The 19370-nt window shown below is 73.1% G+C and carries 16 protein-coding genes and 1 pseudogene; 10 read left to right on the plus strand and 7 right to left on the minus strand.

The features are described from left to right. Positions 1 to 291: 291 nt before the first annotated feature. Entirely contained in the window at positions 292 to 2208 is a 1917-nt protein-coding gene (locus FHX44_RS00860) for a primary-amine oxidase (RefSeq protein ID WP_147253690.1), read from the plus strand. 55 nt (positions 2209 to 2263) lie between these two features. Here FHX44_RS00860 and FHX44_RS00865 read toward each other — a convergent pair whose 3' ends face one another. Further along, complete coding sequence (locus tag FHX44_RS00865; RefSeq protein ID WP_147253691.1) at positions 2264 to 2686, minus strand: winged helix-turn-helix transcriptional regulator; 423 nt, start codon at positions 2684 to 2686, stop codon at positions 2264 to 2266. A gap of 78 nt (positions 2687 to 2764) precedes the next feature. On the opposite strand from FHX44_RS00865, the gene FHX44_RS00870 reads away from it, so the two are divergent. Continuing rightward, positions 2765 to 3406, plus strand: coding sequence for an NADPH-dependent F420 reductase (locus FHX44_RS00870; RefSeq protein WP_147253692.1), 642 nt, complete (start codon positions 2765 to 2767; stop codon positions 3404 to 3406). Between the two features lie 196 nt (positions 3407 to 3602). After that, positions 3603 to 4799: a serine hydrolase domain-containing protein gene (locus tag FHX44_RS00875; RefSeq protein WP_147253693.1), complete on the plus strand. Its 1197-nt coding sequence runs from the start codon at positions 3603 to 3605 to the stop codon at positions 4797 to 4799. A gap of 228 nt (positions 4800 to 5027) precedes the next feature. On the opposite strand, the gene FHX44_RS00880 is transcribed toward FHX44_RS00875, so the two are convergent. Together FHX44_RS00880 and FHX44_RS00885 are read right to left on the minus strand one after the other, a co-directional pair. After that, on the minus strand, positions 5028 to 5573 hold the full coding sequence (locus FHX44_RS00880; protein WP_147253694.1) for a peroxiredoxin: 546 nt from the start codon (positions 5571 to 5573) through the stop codon (positions 5028 to 5030). 13 nt (positions 5574 to 5586) lie between these two features. Next, positions 5587 to 6156: a TetR/AcrR family transcriptional regulator gene (locus FHX44_RS00885; RefSeq protein ID WP_147253695.1), complete on the minus strand. Its 570-nt coding sequence runs from the start codon at positions 6154 to 6156 to the stop codon at positions 5587 to 5589. Positions 6157 to 6228: 72 nt separating this feature from the next. Between FHX44_RS00885 and FHX44_RS00890 the strand changes: the two genes are divergently transcribed. From FHX44_RS00890 to FHX44_RS00905, 4 genes are all read left to right on the plus strand, one after another. Beyond that, positions 6229 to 6777: an SRPBCC family protein gene (locus FHX44_RS00890; RefSeq protein ID WP_147253696.1), complete on the plus strand. Its 549-nt coding sequence runs from the start codon at positions 6229 to 6231 to the stop codon at positions 6775 to 6777. Positions 6778 to 6912: 135 nt separating this feature from the next. Continuing rightward, the gene (locus FHX44_RS00895) at positions 6913 to 7926 is read left to right on the plus strand and encodes an ABC transporter substrate-binding protein (protein WP_147253697.1); all 1014 of its coding nucleotides are present in this window, start codon (positions 6913 to 6915) and stop codon (positions 7924 to 7926) included. A 40-nt stretch (positions 7927 to 7966) separates the two neighbouring features. Next, on the plus strand, positions 7967 to 9151 hold the full coding sequence (locus FHX44_RS00900) for an MFS transporter (RefSeq protein WP_147253698.1): 1185 nt from the start codon (positions 7967 to 7969) through the stop codon (positions 9149 to 9151). Positions 9152 to 9235: 84 nt separating this feature from the next. After that, positions 9236 to 10015 (plus strand): DUF899 domain-containing protein, encoded by a 780-nt coding sequence (locus FHX44_RS00905; protein ID WP_246170140.1) that lies wholly within the window; start codon positions 9236 to 9238, stop codon positions 10013 to 10015. On the opposite strand, the gene FHX44_RS00910 is transcribed toward FHX44_RS00905, so the two are convergent. From FHX44_RS00910 to FHX44_RS00925, 4 genes and pseudogenes are all read right to left on the minus strand, one after another. Continuing rightward, complete coding sequence (locus FHX44_RS00910) at positions 9946 to 11802, minus strand: ABC transporter ATP-binding protein (protein WP_147253700.1); 1857 nt, start codon at positions 11800 to 11802, stop codon at positions 9946 to 9948. The two genes, FHX44_RS00905 and FHX44_RS00910, sit on opposite strands and share 70 nt — an antisense overlap. Next, positions 11799 to 13559 (minus strand): ABC transporter ATP-binding protein, encoded by a 1761-nt coding sequence (locus FHX44_RS00915; RefSeq protein WP_147253701.1) that lies wholly within the window; start codon positions 13557 to 13559, stop codon positions 11799 to 11801. Before FHX44_RS00915 ends, FHX44_RS00910 begins: the two co-directional genes overlap by 4 nt. A 64-nt stretch (positions 13560 to 13623) precedes the next feature. Continuing rightward, on the minus strand, positions 13624 to 14850 hold the full coding sequence (locus FHX44_RS00920) for an MFS transporter (protein WP_170308716.1): 1227 nt from the start codon (positions 14848 to 14850) through the stop codon (positions 13624 to 13626). Positions 14851 to 14858: 8 nt separating this feature from the next. After that, positions 14859 to 15756, minus strand: a pseudogene (locus tag FHX44_RS00925) (alpha/beta hydrolase). A 96-nt stretch (positions 15757 to 15852) separates the two neighbouring features. Between FHX44_RS00925 and FHX44_RS00930 the strand changes: the two are divergent. The 3 genes from FHX44_RS00930 to FHX44_RS00940 all read left to right on the plus strand — a co-directional run bounded on the left by FHX44_RS00930 (position 15853) and on the right by FHX44_RS00940 (position 19103). Beyond that, positions 15853 to 16911, plus strand: a complete 1059-nt coding sequence (locus tag FHX44_RS00930) for a PucR family transcriptional regulator (RefSeq protein WP_147253703.1) — start codon at positions 15853 to 15855, stop codon at positions 16909 to 16911. A 926-nt stretch (positions 16912 to 17837) separates the two neighbouring features. Then, positions 17838 to 18002: a hypothetical protein gene (locus tag FHX44_RS41900; RefSeq protein WP_170308717.1), complete on the plus strand. Its 165-nt coding sequence runs from the start codon at positions 17838 to 17840 to the stop codon at positions 18000 to 18002. 66 nt (positions 18003 to 18068) lie between these two features. Beyond that, on the plus strand, positions 18069 to 19103 hold the full coding sequence (locus tag FHX44_RS00940) for a methyltransferase (RefSeq protein WP_147253705.1): 1035 nt from the start codon (positions 18069 to 18071) through the stop codon (positions 19101 to 19103). Positions 19104 to 19370 lie beyond the last annotated feature (267 nt).

Below are 19370 nucleotides of genomic sequence, written 5' to 3' on the forward strand. Positions count from 1 at the left end.
GCTTGCAGGGCGGCGCCTCGTAGGGCGCCGGAAGCCCGCCGGAGTGAAGCGGAGGCAATTCAACACAGCGAACAGCACCCGCCCGGGCAGGGCGGGTGCTGCCGCCGGCCGGAGCGAACCCCGGCCGGACGCGCCCGCGGCCGGGGGGATCACCGCGGACGCCTGGTTGACTCCGTACGCGCCGCCCGTTCGTTACCTCCCGACGTGGATGTTCCCGCTCACCGATCAGCGGTTGGTACTCGCGGGTGGAGCGGGCGAAGGTGGAGGGCGCATCGGAGTGAAGGAGGTTCCGTGACCGCCACCGAGCACCGCCCGTCCACCACCGTCACGCACCCGCTGGAACCGCTCTCGGCCGCGGAGATCAGCGCAGCGGCCACCGCGCTGCGCGACGCGGGCCACGTCGGCCCCACCTGCCGGTTCGTCTCGCTCGGGCTGCGCGAGCCCGCGAAGGAGGCCCTGCTCGCGTTCGACTCCGCCGAGGCGGCCGTGCCACGGGAGGCCGCGGCGGTCGTGCTCGACCGGACCGACGGGCGCACCTACGAGGCCACCGTGTCGCTGTCCGACTCCACCGTCACCCGATGGGACCACGTGCCCGGTGTGCAGCCGCAGGTGCTGCTGGAGGAGTTCTTCGCCTGCGAGGAGATCGTCAAGGCCGACCCGGGGGTGCAGGACGCGCTGCGGGCACGCGGGATCACGGAGTTCGACGGCGTGATGGTCGACCCCTGGTCGGCCGGGCACTACGGCGACGAGGTCGAAGGCAGGCTGGTCCGCGCCCTCGTCTGGATCAAGATCGGCGGCCCCGACGACAACGGCTACGCCCACCCCGTCGAGAACCTGGTCGTCTACGTCGACACGCTCGCCGGCCGGGTCGCGCGGCTCGAGGACCACGGCGTCGTGCCGGTCCCGCGGCAACCCGGCAACTACACGGCCGCCGACGTCGAGCCGAGGACCGACCTGAAGCCGGTCTCGATCACCCAGCCCGACGGCACCTCGTTCCAGGTGGACGGGCACGAGGTGCGCTGGCAGAAGTGGCGGTTCCGGGTCGGGTACACCGCGCGCGAAGGCCTCGTCCTGCACACCGTGCGCTACACCGACGGCGGCCGGGAGCGGCCCGTGCTGCACCGGGCGTCGCTCTCGGAGATGGTGGTCCCCTACGGCGACCCGGCGCCCACCCACCGGCGCAAGAACGCCTTCGACGCGGGCGAGTACAACATCGGCACGCTCGCCAACCCGCTCGCGCTCGGCTGCGACTGCCTCGGGGAGATCCGCTACTTCGACGCCGTCCTCGCCGACGGCGACGGCAACCCGCTCACCATCCCCAACGCCGTGTGCCTGCACGAGGAGGACCACGGCCTGCTGTGGAAGCACACCGACTTCCGCACGGAGAAGACCGAGGTGCGCCGCGGCAGGCGGCTGGTCGTGTCGTTCATCGCCACGGTCGGCAACTACGAGTACGGCTTCTTCTGGTACCTCTACCAGGACGGGTCGATCGAGTTCGACGTCAAGCTCACCGGCATCATGTCCACCGGCGCCGTGCCGCCGGGCACCAGGCCGACGCACGGCCAGCTGCTCAACACCGAGGGGCTCTACGCCCCGATCCACCAGCACGTGTTCAACATGCGGCTCGACTTCGACGTCGACGGGACCGCCAACTCGGTCTACGAGATCGACACCGTCACCGACCCGGCGGGCCCGGACAACCCGCTCGGCAACGGCTTCCGCACCGCAGCCACGCGGCTGGACACGGAGCTCGGAGCGCGGCGGCGGGCGAGCCTGGACCGCGCCCGGTACTGGGAGGTGCGCAGCAGCGACGCCCGCAACGCCGTGGGCGAGCCGACCGCGTACGCGATCAAGCCGCACGGCACCGTCGTGCCGTTCGTCCGCCCGGAGGCGAGCGTGATGCACCGGGCCGGGTTCATGGCCCACCACCTGTGGGTCACCCCGTACGCCGAGGACGAGCGGCACGCCGCGGGCGACTACCCCAACCAGCACGCCGGTGGCGACGGCCTGCCCCGCTGGACCGCAGCCGACCGCGACGTCGCCGACTCCGACGTCGTGGTCTGGTACACGTTCGGCTCCCACCACGTCGCGCGGCTGGAGGACTGGCCGGTGATGCCGGTGCAGCACGTCGGCTTCCTGCTCCAGCCCGCGGGCTTCTTCGACCGCAGCCCGGCACTGGACGTACCACCGCCGCACCACCACGGCTGAGCATCGGCGCGCGAGCTGCTCCGCGATCGGGTGGGGCCCGGACGCGGGGCGGGAGTCACGCGCCGACGATGACCTGCCCCCCGGTGGCCTCGTCGTGGCCGCGCCGCGCCGCGTGCAGTGCCGGGACGTGCTGGTCCGCCCACTGCGACACCGTGTCCACCACGCCGAGCAGGCTCCGGCCGAGCGCGGTGAGGGCGTAGTCCACCCGCACCGGCACCCCTGCGGTGACCGTCCGCGTGACCAGCCCGTCGCGCTCCAGCCCGCGCAGCGTCTGGGTGAGCACCTTCTGCCGGGCGCCTGCCACCGTGCGGGCCAGCTCGCCGTGGCGCCGCGGGCCGTCACGAAGTGCTCGGAGCACCAGCGGCACCCACTTGTCACCGAGCCGCCCGAGCACTTCCTGGGCGGGGCAGGCCGCCACGGCCGCCCGGTGCTCGATCCGGCGCGCCTCCTGCCGCTCGACAGCCGTTCGCGTGGTCACGAACGCTCCTTCCGGTGCCCTGGGATCTTCGAAGTGCCTACTCCCACCCGTTCTACCCCCCGCCATAGCGTCGCGACCATGACACCCAGGATCGCCGTCCTCGGCACCGGCAACGTCGGCACCGCGCTCGCCGGCGCGCTCGTCCGCGCAGGCCACACCGTCACGGCCGGGTCCCGCGACCCCGGCCGCCGCGCGGCCGGCTGGACGGTTCCGGTGCCCCTCGCGGGACTCGCCGACGCGGCCGAGCGCGCCGACGTCGTCGTGAACGCCACCCCGGGCCACGAGTCCGTCGACCTCCTGCGCCCGCTCGCCCCCCAGCTCGACGGCGCCGTGCTCGTCGACGTCGCCAACGCGGTGGGGCTGGGCCCCGACGGGTTCGCCACGGCGCTGCGCTACCCCGGGTCGAGCGTTGCCGAACAGCTGCAGCTGGCGCTGCCGGAGACCCGCGTGGTGAAGGCCCTCAACACCATCGGTCCGGCGGAAGCGATGATCGCGCCGAACGCGCTCGCGACGCCGCCGTCGGCGTTCCTCTCCGGTGACGACGACGCGGCCAGGACGCTCGTCGCGGCCCTGCTCGGCGACATCGGCTGGCAGCCGGAGTGGATCATCGACCTGGGCGGCCTCGCCACCGCCCGGGTGACGGAGGCGTTCGTGCTGCTCGTCCGCCCGCTCGTGCACGCGCTCGGGCCGGTGCCGTTCGGGCTCGCCGTGGCCCGGTGAGCCGCCTGCGCCGCACGGTCGGGCGGACGACCTGGCCCGGCCGCACGAGGCCGTGCAGAAGGGCTCGTCGCGGTCCGTTCGTCGGTATGCCCACGGCGCGGGTGGGTCTAGCGTCCCCCCAGCACGGCCGTGGTGGGGACCGCGCCGCCCGGGGCGCGAGGCCGGTGTCCCGCCTCGCCCGCAGGAGGTCCGCGCCATGATCTCGCGCACCATCGCCGCCCTGGCCGCCGCTGCGGCTCTGACCGCCTGCGCCGAGCCGCCCGCCGCCCCACCTCCCGCTGCCCCGGACGTGCCCGCCTACGGCACCGCACTGCAACCGGAGCTCGAGCAGCTCGCCCGGGACATGCTGGTCACCGGCGCGGTCGTCCACGTGCACTCCCCGGAACTCGGCGACTGGACAACCACGCTGGGCACGCGGACGTTCCGCGGAACCGATCCGACGCAGGTCGACGACCACGTCCGCATCGGCAGCGTCACCAAGACCTGGACCGGCACGGTGGCGCTCCAGCTGGTCGACGAGGGCCTGCTCCGGCTGGAGGATCCTGTCGCGAAGTACCGCCCGGACGTGCCCGGCGGGGAGAACATCACGATCGAGCAGCTGCTCGACATGCGCAGCGGGCTCGGCAACTACACGACGGCCCCCGAGCTCAACCAGACCATGGACACCGCACCCGGGACGGTCTTCACCCCCGAGGAGCTGATCGCGATGGGCCTGGCGATGCCGGCGAAGTTCTCCCCGGGCGAGGGCTTCTTCTACTCCAACACCAACACCGCCCTGCTGGGCCGGATCGTCGAGGAGCTCACCGACAACCCCCTGGAAACCGAGATCCAGCGGCGCATCCTCGACCGGGCGGGGATGACGGAGTCGTCCTTCCCGACCACGTCCGCCGCGCTCCCCGACCCGCACCCGCAGGGCTACACCTACGGCACCAACGTCGAGACGACCGACTCGAACGTGCTGTCGCCGGAGAAGCAGGAAGCCGCCCGCGCCGGCACGCTGGCCCCGCTCGACGTCACCAACGCCAACCCGTCATGGGCCTGGGCAGCCGGCGCCGGCATCTCGACAACCGGCGATCTCACCAGGTACGTCGAGGCACTGGTCGGTGGCGGGCTGCTCAGCCCCGCCACGCAGAGGCTGCGGCTGGACAGCATCCGACCGATCGACCCCGCCCGGCCCGATGGCCTCGGCTACGGGCTCGCGCTGGCGCGCTTCGGCCCCTTCTACGGGCACACCGGCGAGCTGCCGGGGTTCAACACGTTCGCCGGGCACGACCCGGAACGGGAGACCACGGTCGTGGTCTGGACATCGCTCGCACCCTCGCCCGACGGCCGCGACCCGGCGGCCGAGATGGCCAGGACGATCATCGGCGAGATGTACGGCACCGGGAGCTGACGCGGCGAGATCCCGGGGACCCGTCGCCGTTGCGAGCCGTTGCCGGCCTGTCCAGTGCCCGGCACTAGTGCTTCCCGCCGGAGGTTCGTCGGGGGTATCGGTGGATCCAGCTTCTCGCTGGGCGTGGCGGCGAGCAGCCCTCGTACCGGGCGTACTCGGGCTGTTCGCCGCTGCGTCCAGCGTGGAGCTGGGCCGCCGAGACCCTTGGCGAACCTCCGGCGGGGAGCACTAGCCCCGCGACGCCGAGCGGAACCAGGCGAGGACCTCGCGGGCGTGCTCGCCCGGCGGGAAGACCGGGTAGAAGACGTGCTCGATCACGCCGTCGCTGATCACGAGGGTGATCCGCTTGAACAGCGTCATCCCGCCCGCCTCGAAGGTCGGCAGGCGGAGTGCGCCGGCCAGCCCGAGCCCGCTGTCGGACAGCATCGCGAACGGCAGGTGCAGGCGGTCGACGGCCTCACGCTGGTAGTCGGTGTCCTGCGCGGACACCCCGTAGACGCCGGCCGCGCCCGCGGCGAGCAGGTCCTCGTGGTGGTCGCGGAAGTCGCAGGCCTCCGGGGTGCAGCCGCGGGCACCAGGGATGTCGTCCCACCCGTCCGGCACGACCCCGTCCGGCCCGGCGGTCAGGGGGTAGACGTACAGCACCGTCCGGCCGGGGCCGAGGGCGTCGAGGGTGACGCTCCCCCCGGACGTGCTCGGCAGGGTCACGTGCGGCGCGGCGAGCCCCCGGAGGTGGTCGGCGGCCCCGTCGTCCTCGGGCACGGGCAGAGTCATGATCGCTCTCCTCTCATCCGGACAGCCGGTCGATCAGCTCGCGAACCAGCTCCTCGGCGGTGGGGCTCGTGGGGCGCTTCGCGAGGTGGCCGGACAGGGCGAGGTCGACCGCGCCGTGGCCGAGCGCCCAGACCATCGCCGACACCCGCTCCGGCTCCCCCACCAGCGAGCCGTCCTCGATCGCGGCTGCCACGCACGCGTGCATGGCGTCCGTGGCGGCGCAGGCGGCCGCACCGAGCTCGTCGTGCGGTTCGGGCCCCCACGCACCGAAGACGAGCTTGAACCGCGCCGGGTGCTCGGCCGCCCACTCCAGGTAGGACAGCGCGGCCCGCTGCACCCGCTCCGCGCCATCGCAGCGTGCTGCACAGGCCGCGCGGAGCCGCGCCGCCAGGTCGCGCAGCGCCCCGGCGGCCACGACGGCGAGCAGGTCGCGCTTGTCAGTGAAGTGCCGGTACGGCGTGTTGTGCGAGACCCCGGCACGCGCCCCGACCTCGCGGAGGGTCACGGCGGCCGGTCCACCCTCGTCGACGAGCTCCGCGGCGACCTCGATCAGACGCCCGCGCGTCCCGCGCTCCTCCGGCACCCGGCTCCCTCCCGGTTGACGTTGTCAACGTGGCGACCCTACCCTGTTGACAACGTCAACCTCGGAGATCTGATGCATCGTCGTCGCAACCCGCCCGACTACACGGGCGACCGACCGGAACCGGCGGTCTCGGGCTACGTGAGCCACACGGCGTCGGCGTCCGTCCCCGTACCCCGAGCGGCGTTCCTCGCCTGGGCGAACGGGCGTGAGCTCGGCGACCTGGTCGAGGCCGGCGAGGGCATGCCCGCGGTCGCCGGCACCACGCCGCTGCGCGGCAACTGGAACCCCGACCGCGACCGCACCGGCGACCGGCGGCGGGTGGAGTTCGCCGACGGCACCTACCTCGCCGAGGAGGTGCTCACCGACACCCCCGACCGTTTCCGGTACATGATCTGGGGCTTCACCGGCACCCAGCGCTTCGCGGTGCGGTACGCCGTCGCCGAGTTCACCTACATCGAGCGCGCCCGGGGCACGGACGTGCACTGGACCTACTCGTTCCGCCCCACCAGCCCGCTGACCAGGCCCTTCGTGGCGGCATTCGTTCGCAGGACGATGACCTCGATGATGAGCGCGACCCTCGAGAGGATGCGCTCGGGCGCCGAACGCGACCTCGTCCGCTGACCCGGGACGCCGGACAGCACGAGCGCGGCGGCCAGAGCCCGAGGGCGAACGCGGGCGCGAGAACTCGTCGATCCGCTTCGGATATCGTCCGCACCGTCCGATCAGCTTAGGCTTGCCTGCTCTGCGAGGAGATCGATGCGCTCCGCGATCGTCGCGGCACTCGCCGCCGTGTGCTCGCTCGTCCTGACGGCCTGCGGGGCCGCCCAGCCGTCCCCGGCGCCTGCGACGACCGGCGACCGGTTCCCCGTCACGATCTCCCACGCCTACGGCGAGACCACGGTCCCCGCCAGGCCGCAGCGGATCGTGGCGCTGGGCTACAACGACATCGCGATCGCCGACGCGGTGGGCGCGCCGATCGTCGGGGCCCTGCGCAACTACAGCCCCGACGGCACCGGCGACCCGAACCTGCCGTACCTCCGCACACCGCTGTCGGAGGAGGTGCTCGGCATCGAGGAGGAGCCCACCGGCGGGGTGAACGTCGAGAAGGTGGCCTCGTACCGGCCGGACCTGATCCTCGCCGTCTCGTCGGCGCTGGTCCTCGACCGGGCCACCTACGAGCGGCTCTCCGGCATCGCCCCGGTCGTCGTCTACGAGCACTCGCTGTACGGCTCGCCGATGCAGGACGATGCGCGCCGGATCGGACTGGCGATCGGGGCCTCCGAGGAGGTCGAGGCACTGATCGCCGAGGCCGACACCGCCGTCGCGGCGCTGCGCGCCGAGCTCCCGGCCCTCGCTGGGCGCACCTACCTCTTCGGCCAGGCACGCGGCGACATCCTGCCCATGGTGGTCGGCGAGCAGAACCTCTCCACCGTGTTCATGCGCTCCCTCGGCCTGGACGTCCCGGAGAACTTCCGGAACGCGCCCGCCACGAACGCACTCGCCCCCGGCACCGTGGGTGTCAGCTACGAGCAGGTCGGCATGCTGGACAGCGCCGACGCGCTGTTCATGACCTTCGCCGCAGGCGACGACCGGGCGCGGTTCGAGGGCAACCCGCTGGTGCGGCAGCTGCGCCCGGTCCGCGAGGGCAACTACCTGCCGCTCAGCCTCGACCAGGCCATCGCGCTCCAGGCCCCGAACGTCGTCGCCGTCCGCTGGCTGCTCGACCAGCTGCGGCCGGCACTGCAGAAAGTGGCGAGCCCGCAGGGGTAGCGGCACGATCAGGAGCCGCGCGCCGGTCGAGGAGGCCCTGATGAGCGGTGAATCGCCCGGTGAGTCCACGACGGCGGCGGGCAGCAGGCTGCTCCCGCTGTACGCGGCGGGGTTCGTCACCGCGTTCGGCGCCCACAGCATCGCCGCCAGCCTCGGCGGCTACACCGAGGCCGAGCACGCCTCGCTGCTCACCCTCGGCGTGCTGCTCGCGGTCTACGACGGCGCGGAGATCGTCCTCAAACCGATCTTCGGAGCGCTCGCCGACCGGGTCGGTCCACGTCCGGTCCTGCTCGGCGGCCTGCTGGCCTTCGCCGCGGCGTCCGCGGCGTTCGTCCTCGCAGGCAACCCGGCGCTGGTCGGCGTGGCGCGGTTCGGGCAGGGGGCGGCCGCGGCGGCGTTCTCACCGGCAGCGGGCGCGATGGTCGCCCGCCTCACCCCGCAGGCCGGGCACGGCAAGGCCTACGGCGGCTACGGCGCCTGGAAGGGCATCGGGTACACCCTCGGCCCCGTCCTGGGCGGCGTCCTGATCACACTGGGCGGCTACGCGCTGCTGTTCGGTACGCTCGCCGCGCTCGCGGTGGCCGTCGCCGCGTGGGCGGCGCTGGCGGTTCCCGCCGTGCCACCGCTCCCCCGCGCCCGGCAGACCGTGCTCGACCTGGTTCGCCGCCTCAGCACCAGCGGGTTCGTCCGCCCCACGCTCGCGCTGGCCGGCGCGACCGCCGCGCTCGCGGTGGGCGTGGGGTTCCTCCCCGTGGCCGGGGCGGCGAGCGGGCTCGGGCCGCTGGTCACCGGCGCGGCGGTGTCCGTGCTGGCCGCCACGGCCGCGCTGGTCCAGCCCCGTGCCGGACGGGCCCGCGACAACGGCCGGATCGCCGACGGGCCCGGTATGGCCACCGGCCTCGCCCTCGCCGCGGCGGGCATGGCCTGCGGAGCCGTGATCCCCGGCGCCGCGGGCCTCCTCGTCTCCGCCGTTCTCGTCGGCGTCGGAACGGGACTGGCGACGCCGATCGCGTTCGCACACCTGGCCGCGAGCACCCCGGCCGAACGGCTCGGGCAGACCATGGGCGCAGCCGAGGTCGGCCGGGAGGTCGGTGACGCCGGTGGCCCGCTGCTCGTCGGTGCCATCGCGGCCGCGGCAGGGGCCCTGGGCGCGGGCCTGATCGGGCTCGCGGTGGCGCTCGGCGCCCTGGCGGTGGCGGTGCTGCGGGCGACATCCTCCCGGTGAGATCACGGCTCACACGAAACCCCCGCGCGCGGGCGTAGGACGAGGTTGCGCCGTCGGGTCGGGGTGTCGCGATGATTCCGGCCCGTGGTGGGAGTCGACACCACCATGCGGAAAACCGAGAGCACCACGACGAACGTCGCCCGACCGCCGATCGCGTCCCCGTCCGAGTGGCGGGCCGCACGCATGGACCTGCTCGCCGCGGAGAAGGAGGTCACCCGTGCCCGGGACGCGCTGGCGGCCCGGCGCCGTCGGCTGCCGATGGTCCGGATCGGGAAGGACTACCGGTTCGAGGGCCCGGACGGCGTGGTCGGTCTGGCCGACCTCTTCGCCGGGCACACCCAGCTCTACGTGCACCACTTCATGTGGCTGGACGAGCCGGACACCGGCTGCCCGAGCTGCACCCGGGCCGCCGATCGGCAGTTCAACGAGGCCCACTTCGGCGCGTTGCGGGAGCGGAACGTCGCGTTCGCCGCGATCGCCAGGGCGCCCTGGCCGTCCATCCGGTCCTACCGGGACCGGCGCGGCTGGACGTTCCCGTTCTTCTCATCGCACGGGTCGGACTTCAACTACGACTTCCACGTCACGCTCGACGAGTCCCGGGCACCCGTCGAGTACAACTACCGGACCAAGGACGAGCTGATCGCATCCGGGATCCCGGCCGAGCACCTGCACGGTGACTGGCCCGGAGCCAGCGTCTTCCTGCGCGACGGCGACACCGTCCACCACACCTACTCGGCCTACGCCCGCGGCCTGGACGGGCTCGCAACGGCGTACCAGTTCCTCGACCTGACCGTCTACGGCCGGCAGGAGGCCTGGGAGGACTCGCCGGACGGCTGGCCGCAGGACGTCACGTCGGGCCCCTGAGCGCGCCCGTCGCGACCGACCTGCCGCATCCGGTCGGCCGGTCGGTCGTCCCGCCGCTCACCCGGACCCACGAGGCGCCACCCCTGCGCGCGCCGCCGTTCCCGCCAGAAGTGGGCGTACCGGCCGTCGCGGGCGAGCAGGTCGTCGTGGCTTCCCCCTTCCACGGCTCGTCCGCCCTCGAGGACGACGATGTGGTCGGCCTCGCGCAACGTGTGCAGCCGGTGCGCGATCACCAGGACCGTGCGGTCCCGCGACAGGGCCGCCATCGCCTGCTGCAGGGCGTGCTCGTTCTCGGCGTCGAGGGCCGCTGTCGGTTCGTCGAACAGGACGATCGGGGTGTCCTTCAGCAGGGCGCGCGCGATCGAGATGCGCTGCCGCTCCCCACCGGACAGGCGGCTGCCACCCTCCCCCACCGGCGCGGCCCAGCCGCCCGGGAGGCGCTCGGCGATGTCGTCGACCCGCGCCGTGCGGGCCGCGGCGTAGACCTCCTCGTCGGTGGCGTCGGGCCGCCCGATCCGCACGTTGTCGAGAACGGTTCCGTCGAACAGGTAGACGTCCTGGAAGACCACCGAGATGAGCGAGGTGAGCTCCTCGGTCCGCATCTCGCGGACGTCCACGCCGCCCACCCGCACCACGCCGGCGTCGGGGTCGAAGAACCGCGCGACCAGCTTGATCACGGTGGTCTTCCCCGCGCCGGACGGACCGACGAGCGCGGTCATCCGCCCCTGCGGCACCCGCATCGACAGCCCGTCCAGCACCGGGGTGCCGTCGTAACCGAACCGCACCCCGTCGAGTTCGACGTCGATGCCGCACGTCGGCCGCGACACCGCCGGCTCCGGCAACGTCGCGGTGGCGAGCAGCGCGTTGATCTCCGACAGCGCGTTCTCGGCGACCCGCATCGCGCCGCCGAGCTCGGCGATGAGCATCACGGGTTCGACGAAGCGGGCCGCCAGCACCAGCAGGGCGATCAGCTCGGCCGCGCCCAGCGAGCCGTCGAGCGCCAGGTACGTGCCCATGGCCAGCAGCACGATGAACGACGCCTGCGCCACGGCGCCGAGCCCGACCACGCCGGGGATGCCGGCGCGCAGCATCCGGCGACCGGCCCCGTGCTGCGCGGCGAGGGCGGCGTCGAGTGCGGCGTGCCCCTCCACCGTGCGGCCGAACGCCCGCAGCACCGGCTGGGCGCGGGCGAACTCCACGATCCGCCCGGCGGCGTCGGCGTGGATGCGGTCCGCGTCGCGGTCGGCCGCCTGCATGCGGCGGCTCGCCATCCGGTACACGACCGCGACCACCACCGCGGCGACCGACATCGACAGGGCCAGCCGCCAGTCGAACAGGAACATCGCCAGCACCACGACGAGCGGCGTGACCGTGGCGTCGACCAGCTGCCGCAGCAGGTGCGCCGGCACCCCCATGATGTCGAGGACACGCTGCGCGGCCAGGCGCCCGAGCCTGCCGACGCGATCGCTCGTGAACCAGGCCAGCGGCAGCTGCGCGACCTTGTCCCCGATCCGGTGGTGCAGGTCCCGGCTCAGGCCCGCCCCGGTCCGAAAACCGGCGAGCGTCGCCGAGTAGTTGACCGCCGCGTAGCCGATCCACAGCACCGCGAGCGCGAGCACCCACGGCCAGGCCCGCGCCGGTTCGCCGCCGAGCAGTGCGCGCAACGCCGGGACCAGCAGGGCGAACGCCACCCCCTGCAGCAGCGCCGCGGCGGTGAGCAGGCCCAGCAGCCTGCGCAGGGCCCGGTCGTGCTCCGGGCCGAGCGCGATGAACAGCCGTCGGATCATCGACTTCCTCCCGTCAGCGCGCCTGCGCCCGCCTGTTCCTGCAGCCGCCACATCCGGGCATACCGGCCCTCGGCGGCGAGAAGCTCCTCGTGCGTGCCGTGCTCGACGATCCGGCCATGGTCGAGCACCACGATCCGGTCGACGCCGACCACCGACGCGAGCCGGTGCGCCACGACGAGCACGGTCCGCCCGGCGGCCAGTTCGGACAGGGCGTCCTGGATCAGCGCCTCCGACTCGGGATCGGCGTGGGCGGTCGCCTCGTCGAGCACCACGACCGGGGTGTCGGCGAGGATCGCCCGGGCGATCGAGATCCGCTGCGCCTCGCCGCCGGAGAAGCGGACGTCGCGGCCGACCACCGAGTCGTAGCCGCGAGGCAACGCGTCGATGCGCTCGTCGACGGCGGCGGCCCGCGCCGCGCGGCGCACCGTCTCCTCGTCCGCGTCGGGACGGGCGAGGCGGATGTTGTCGCGCACGGAGGCGTCCAGCAGCTGGACGTCCTGCAGGACGAACGTCACCAGCCGGTACAGCTGCTCCGGCGCGATGTCGCGCACGTCGACACCGCCGATCGTCACCGCGCCCGCGGTCGGGTCGAAGAACCGGGGCAGGAGCTTGGCGAGGGTCGTCTTCCCCGATCCCGACGCCCCGACCAGCGCCGTCACGGTGCCCGGTTCGAGCGCCAGGTCGATGTCGCGCAGCACCGGCCGGTCCGCGTCGTAGGCGAACTCCACGCCGGACAGCTCCACCCGAACGCCGTCATGGAGGTCCGGCCGTCGGGGTTCGGCGGGCACCACCAGTTCCGGCGCCGCGAGCAGCGCCCCCACCCGCTTCGCCGCCGCGCTCGACTTCTCCACGTCGTGGCTGTAGTAGTGCAGCGCCTGCATGGGCCCGGCCAGGCCGAGTCCGAGGATCGCGAACGGCAGCAGCTCGATCGCCTCGAGGTGCCCGGCGGAGACCATGGCCGTCCCGCCGACCAGCACCGTCAGCAGGACGGTGACCGGGCTGAAAGCCAGCTCGGCTATCGCGCTCGTCCGGTAGGCCTTCGCGATCCAGGCGAGGAAGAAGTCCGCGAAGTCGTCGGCGGCCTGCGCGTACTGCCGGTGAGCACGCCCTGCCTGCCCGAACATCTTCACCACGGCGATGCCCTCGACGAACTCGACGACCCGGCTGCTGATGCGCTGCTGCGCGCCGTCGAACGCGGCAGTCTGTCCTTCCATCGTCATCGCGGCCCGGACGAACGACGCCACCCCGATCACGATCGGGATCAGCAGGATCAGCGCCATCCGCCAGTCCACCCAGAACAGGTAGACCAGCGTCACCAGCGGAGTGAGCGCGCTCGCGGTGAGGTTGAGCAGCGCGTGCGCCACGAGGTGGTGCATCGTGTCCACGTCGTGCTGGACGGCCTTCCCGATCCCGCCGGCGCCCCGGTCGGTGAACCAGCCCAGCGGAACCCGGCCGAGCCGGTCGACGAGGCGCCGCCGGACCGACAGCTGGAAGTCCAGGTCGGCGTGGTGGGCGAGCGCTCCCGCCAGGCTGCTCAGCAGCACCCAGACGACCAGCGCACCTGCCGCGAGCGCGGCGACCGCCCATGCCCGGCCTTCGTCGACCGGGCCGGTGACCAGCAGCACCCTGGCCAGCTCGGCGACCGCGGCGAACGGCACCACGGCGACCACGGCCGCAACGGCCTGCAGGCCGACCGCCGTGCCCAGCCGCGACCGGACCGGCCGCAGCAGTTCCGACAGACCTACCGCCTCGTGCATCGCGCCCCCACGGCGTTCAGAGTTTCGCTACCTGAAGTATCGATACCAAGAGTAGCGCAAATGGCTACCGCTCGGCCGCGACCAGACCGCTCGGGCGCTCCGGTGCCAGGCGTATCCCGGGATGGACGAACGTGAAGACGGCGAGCCCCGCCAGCAGCACCACGCCGAGGAGGTAGGGCACGGTGGGGGCGATCTCGTACAGGCCGGTGCCCAGCAGCGGGCCGAGCATGAACGTGAGCGCGTTGCTGGTGCCGACCAGACCCGCCACGGCGCCCTGCTCCTCGCGGGTGGCCAGCAACGTCGGCGCGGCCGTGATCCCGGGCAGGCCGAACCCGAGGCCTGCGCCGAGCACGGCCATCGCGGCGCCGAGGAGCAGCCCGTCCGCGGCGACGGTCATGAGGACCATGCCGGCCGTCATGACGACCACGCCCACCCTGATGAGGCGCAGTGGCGCCCACTTCAGCCGCGGCACAGCCACCGCCTGGACGAGGATGACCGCACTCGCGCCGGCCAGCATCACCAGGCCCGTCGCCTGCCCGGTCCCCTGCGTGGTGAGTTGCAGCCGGTCCTGCACGAGGAAACCGATCGTCATCAGGACGATCCCGAACGCGAGGTACATACCGAAGCCCGTGGTCAGGAACGGCCACATGCGGGGGTCGAGCGGGCTCACCCGCACCGCGGGCGGGCGGGATCGCCGGGTCTGCGGCCCGGGAAGGCCGAGCCACACCAGGACGGCGATCACGGCGATGACGACCGGCACTGCGTAGATCGGGGTCAGCAGGCCGATGGCGCTCAGCGCCCCGCCCACCGCGGGCCCGACCGCGAGGCCCAGGCCCTGCGCCGCACCGATCAGGGACATCCCCCGCACCCGCTCGGCCGTACCCGACGTCGCATCGGCGACGTAGGACTGCGCGGTGACCGGCGTCGCCGCCCAGGCGATGCCGAACACCACACCCCGGCTGACCAGGATCAACGTGAACAGCAGGGAACCGGCGAGCGCGCCGGCCAGCCCGGCGTGGGCCACGACCGCGAACGCCAGCAGCCCGATCGTCGCGCCCGTCAGCGAGATCAGCAGGACCGGCCGGTGGCCCCAGGTCGTGCTGCGGCGGCTCCAGAAGGAGCTGGCCAGCACGACGCCGGACGCGCCCACCGTCCACACGATCCCCAGCGCCAGCTCGCTGAACCCGAGCTCGCGAACCAACGGCGGGAGGATCGGGTTCACCATCTGCTGCCCGGTCATCAGGCCGAACACGGCCAGGCAGACCAGCAGGATCGGCCTGTTCCGCCCCATGGCCGCGTTCATTCGGCCAGCGCCCTGCGAACGACCTCGCCGAGCTCGGTGACCTGGCGCTGCGACACCGCTGCGGACTGGATCGCCTGCGACCCGTGGAACGTGCCGGGCCACTGGTGCAGCTCGACCGACACCCCCGCCTGCAGCAGCCGCAGCGCGTAGAGGATGTCCTCGTCGCGGTTCGGGCAGAACTCCGCGGTGGCGATGTAGGCGGGCGGGAGGCCGGACAGGTCCTGCGCCCGCGCAGGGGCGGCGTACGGCGAGGCGGGCGTCCCTCCCAGGTGGTAGCGCCACGCCGCGGCGAGCCGGTCGCGGTTCCACCACGGGGTGTCGGTGAAGCTGCGTGCCGACCACGTCTCCATCCGGTCGTCGAGGCCGGGCTGGTTGAGCAGCTGGAAGCGGATCGGTGGCCCCTGCTCGTCCCGCGCCCGCAGCGCCACCCCGGCCGCGAGACCACCCACCGGCGCTGTGCCCGCCGACCGCGATCCGGCCCGGGTCGATCCCGAGCTCGGCCGCGTGCTCGGCCGTCCAGGTCAACACGGCGTAGGCGTCGTCGTGGGGGGCCGGGAACGGGTCCTCGGGGGCCAGGCGGTAGCCGACCGAGATCACGACCGCGCCGGAGCGGCGGGCGAGCAGGGCGGCCCACGGGTGCTCGCTGTCCAGGTCGCCCACGACCCATCCGCCTCCGTGCAGCCACACGACGGCGCCCTGCGCCTGCTGCGGGCGGTAGATCCGCACCGGCACGTCCGGATCGGCGGGCACCGCGCGGTCCTCGATCTCCAGGTCCGCGGTGTCCGGCGCCGGCGTCGCGGCGGCCAGCTCGGCGAACGTCGTGCGCGCTGCCACCGGGTCGGCCGGGTCGAGCTGCGGGAGCAGCGGGACGAACGCTTCCAACTCGGGGTCCATGCGGGCCATCCTCACGGTCCCGGCCGCGGCGATCACCCGCCATCCGCCGCGCGTTCGGCCCGGATCACGCACCGATCGGCGCCTATCCTCGGGCCGGTGGAGGCACTCGTCGCGCGGCTGTCCAACCTGGATTCGCACGCCGAGGGTGCCCTGCGCATCGTCATGGTCTACGACACGCTGATGCGCAGGCGGGTCGACCTCCCGGCGCTCGCCCGGGCCTCGGCGGGTCTGGCCGAGTGCGTGACCGGGATCCGGCTCGACGGCACGGGGCGCACGATCCGGTGCGCGCCGGACGGCAGGCAGGCGAGCGTCCCGCCGCAACCCGCGTCCACCGCCGCGCCGATCACGCTCGACGAGGAGGAGATCGGCACGGTGTGGCTGGAACGCCCCGGCCCGCCCGGCCCGCTCGACGAGGTGCTGCTGGACCGGCTCGCCATCGCCGCCGCCGCTGTCGTCGAGCGGTACGGCCCGGCCCGCACCACGATGGCCGACCCCGCCCTCGTCGAGCTGGTGATCAGCTCCGACAGCGACGAGGCGGCCAGGAGCCGGGCGCTACGACTCCTGGGGTTCGCCGCGGACCTGCCGGTCCAGGTCGTCGCCGTGTGGTCACGGCTCCCGCTCGACCAGGTCGGCGCGCTGGTCTGCCCGGCGCGACCGGTGAAGGCGGCGCCCCTGGCCGACGTGGGCGTCCTCCTGGCCACCACCGTCGACCGGACCCGGTTCCCGGCCGGCGTCCGCGCGGGGATCGGCAGCGCCGACAGCCCCGACCGCTCCTGGCGCGAGGCCCGCACCGCACTGCGCTTCACGAGCGCCCGCCAACCCGTGGTCCACCACGGTGACTTGGGGGCGCTGGCGCTGCTCGCTCAGGTGCCCGAGGAGGAGGCGTGGGACAACCCCGACGTGGCCGCGATCGCCCGACTGGCGGGCAACCCGGACGACCTGGAGACCCTGGACGCCTACTGCGCCACCGGCTCGCACCGCCGGGCCGCCGAGCTGCTGCACCTGCACCACAGCAGCGTCACCCGCCGCCTCGAACAGCTCGGGAAGACCCTAGGCATCGACCTCACCGACCCCACCGGGCTGACCCGGGCCAGGCTCGCCCTCACCACCTGGCGGCTCCTCACCTCCGCGCGAGGAGGTGGAACACCCGGCTGAGCTGCCCGTAGGGATCGCGGCGGCTCGCCTCGAGCTCCACGCCGACATCCTGCGGGAATCGGCCCCCGCGCGCGCTCTCCGTGAGGTCGCGCTGACCGACGCGCAGATCGAGCGCTGCTGACCGCCACCGAGCTCGCCGAGGCGGCGTGGTGGGACGACCCCACACGGCAACGCAGGCCGGCCGCTCAACCGCGCGCGCCGCACGCTGCTCGACGTCCGTCCCGCACAGGTCGACGGCACGAGCAGACGAACCCCAGGCGACCGTGCACGCGGAACCGCTGCGAGAACGTGGTGGGCGCGGCAGGGATCCGACCTGCGACCGCTCGGGTGTAAAGGGCGCCGACAACGCCTCACGGAGCCTCTACCCGGACGGCGGTCAATTTCCTTCAATACACCCTCGGCCGGCCGTGCCTATCGTCGTTGCGCCGTTTCTGCAGGTCCAAGGTGGCGTTTCGAGACCGGGAGGAGTGGGCGAGGCGATGACCGGTCACACCGAGCGACTCTGTGACGGGATCGCCGGGCGGCGGCCGATCCCGTGGGCGGCTGCGAGCCTGGGCCGGGAGTTCGTGGACACCGACCATGCGCCGGGCCCGATCCCCGTTGCGCTCGACGATGGCATCATCCCCAGGCTCACCGCCCGCGACCGATGCACGCGGGCGGTGTGGCCGGTCCGGTCCACGCATCGAACGTCCGCGGGCGCGGTCGGATATGCCCGCTGCCCGTGCGGGGCGTGGCTGGTGCTGCTGGACGGCCGGCCGCTGGCCACCGCCCACCCCCGGCCCCGCGCGGCCACGCCGCCGGTGCCCGGCGACCGCCCGCACGGCCGTCGCCGGTTGTGGTTGCGGTTGTGGGATCAGGGTCAAGCGTTGCGCGGAACGTGGCGCCGGCGACAGAAACAGGCCGATCCGCGATGAGGGGCAGGCGACGTGCCTGACGCACCGGAGCTGAACTTCGATCCGTTCGATCGGATGCTGCTGACCGCCGACGGCATTGTCACCTCGTTGCCGGGAAGCGGCGTCCGCGGCAGCTCCGGCCACATCGTCGCCCAGAAGCTCCTGTGCGCCCACGCACCTGGCGACCTCCAACGCTGAACCCGATGCGCGCCGTGGTGCGCGTGCCATCACTCGAAGCCTCGCCAGACCGAACGGAGGACCATCATGACCACGCCAAACCGCACGCCCGACCAGGCGGCACCATCGCCGTCCGCCGTGATGACCCAGATGATGGCCGGCTTCCAGGTGTCCCAGGCGCTGTACGTGATCGCGAAACTCGACATCGCCACGCAGCTCGACGACGGACCGCTGAACATCCACGAACTGGCCGAACGCACCGGCGCGCACCAGCCGGCCCTCCGCCGTCTGATCCGTACGTTGACGCCACTCGGCATCTTCACCACCAGCGATGGCAAGGTCAGCACGACACCGCTGGGCGCCGTGCTGTCACGCAACCATCCAGAGTCGATGCATGCCTTCATCCGCTTCTGGATGGAGACCCACTACCTTCCGTTCAGCACCTTGCTGCACACCGTACGGACCGGCGAAGTCGGAACGACCCAGTATCTGGGCAAGCCGTTCTTCGAATGGATCGCCGACGATCCCGACCGAGCCGAACTGATGAGCCGAGCCATGGCCGACGTCACCGCGGGATTGCGGACCGGCATGTTCGACGACTACGAACTGCCCGACGGTGACGTGGTCGCGGACATCGGTGGCGGCGACGGCAGCATCCTGCTCACCCTGCTCGAGCACCGGCCCGAACGCCGCGGCATCGTCTTCGACCTCCCCGCGATCATCCCGACCGCAGACGCTTCCATCGCGCGCGAAGGGCTCGCCGATCGGATCGAGACCGAGGGCGGGGACTTCTTGGAGAAGGTCCCCACCGCCGACATCTACCTCCTGGGCTTCATCCTGCACGACTGGGACGACGACACCTGCAGCCGCATCCTGCAATCGATCCGTGCCGCCGCCGATCCCGGTGCCCGGCTGCTGATCATCGAGGGCGTCGTTCCCCCTGGCGATGAACCGCACCTGATCAAGATGATCGACCTGACCATGCTCGGCCTCCTGCCCGGCCGGGAACGCGAAGCCGATGAGTATCGAGACCTGCTGGCAACGAACGGCTTCACCCTCGACCGCATCGTCGGCACCGTGAGCCCGCTGTCGATCATCGAGGCCACCGTCAATGCCCCGTGAGGCCGGCGGGACGGGCTCGGCCGTCCCGGTACCACCGCCGGCCGTGACCGGCATCTCGTAGGCGCCGACGTCGGCACCGGAACACTGCGGGCGGTCGACGCCGGCGATACCCCATGGCGGGCGCGTCCGTCGGCGTGCCGGCGTCGCGCGCCCTCCTCGGCCGGCCGGAAGTCACGGCCGGCGTCGTCGACGAACAGCGGGTTCGCGACCGTGACCCCGCTCATCGACGACGCGCCGGCGTCGCCGGAGAGGTTGTTCGACAGCGTC

It is taken from the genome of Pseudonocardia hierapolitana (genome assembly GCF_007994075.1).
In the GTDB taxonomy this organism is placed as follows: Bacteria; Actinomycetota; Actinomycetes; order Mycobacteriales; family Pseudonocardiaceae; genus Pseudonocardia; species Pseudonocardia hierapolitana.

Coding starts and splice junctions, on each gene's coding strand:
- FHX44_RS00870 (WP_147253692.1), top strand. CDS start 2,765: ATGACACCCAGGATCGCCGTCCTCGGCACCGGCAACGTCGGCACCGCG.
- FHX44_RS00875 (WP_147253693.1), top strand. CDS start 3,603: ATGATCTCGCGCACCATCGCCGCCCTGGCCGCCGCTGCGGCTCTGACC.
- FHX44_RS00880 (WP_147253694.1), bottom strand. CDS start 5,573: ATGACTCTGCCCGTGCCCGAGGACGACGGGGCCGCCGACCACCTCCGG.
- FHX44_RS00890 (WP_147253696.1), top strand. CDS start 6,229: ATGCATCGTCGTCGCAACCCGCCCGACTACACGGGCGACCGACCGGAA.
- FHX44_RS00895 (WP_147253697.1), top strand. CDS start 6,913: ATGCGCTCCGCGATCGTCGCGGCACTCGCCGCCGTGTGCTCGCTCGTC.
- FHX44_RS00900 (WP_147253698.1), top strand. CDS start 7,967: ATGAGCGGTGAATCGCCCGGTGAGTCCACGACGGCGGCGGGCAGCAGG.
- FHX44_RS00910 (WP_147253700.1), bottom strand. CDS start 11,802: ATGATCCGACGGCTGTTCATCGCGCTCGGCCCGGAGCACGACCGGGCC.
- FHX44_RS00915 (WP_147253701.1), bottom strand. CDS start 13,559: ATGCACGAGGCGGTAGGTCTGTCGGAACTGCTGCGGCCGGTCCGGTCG.
- FHX44_RS00920 (WP_170308716.1), bottom strand. CDS start 14,850: ATGGGGCGGAACAGGCCGATCCTGCTGGTCTGCCTGGCCGTGTTCGGC.
- FHX44_RS00940 (WP_147253705.1), top strand. CDS start 18,069: ATGACCACGCCAAACCGCACGCCCGACCAGGCGGCACCATCGCCGTCC.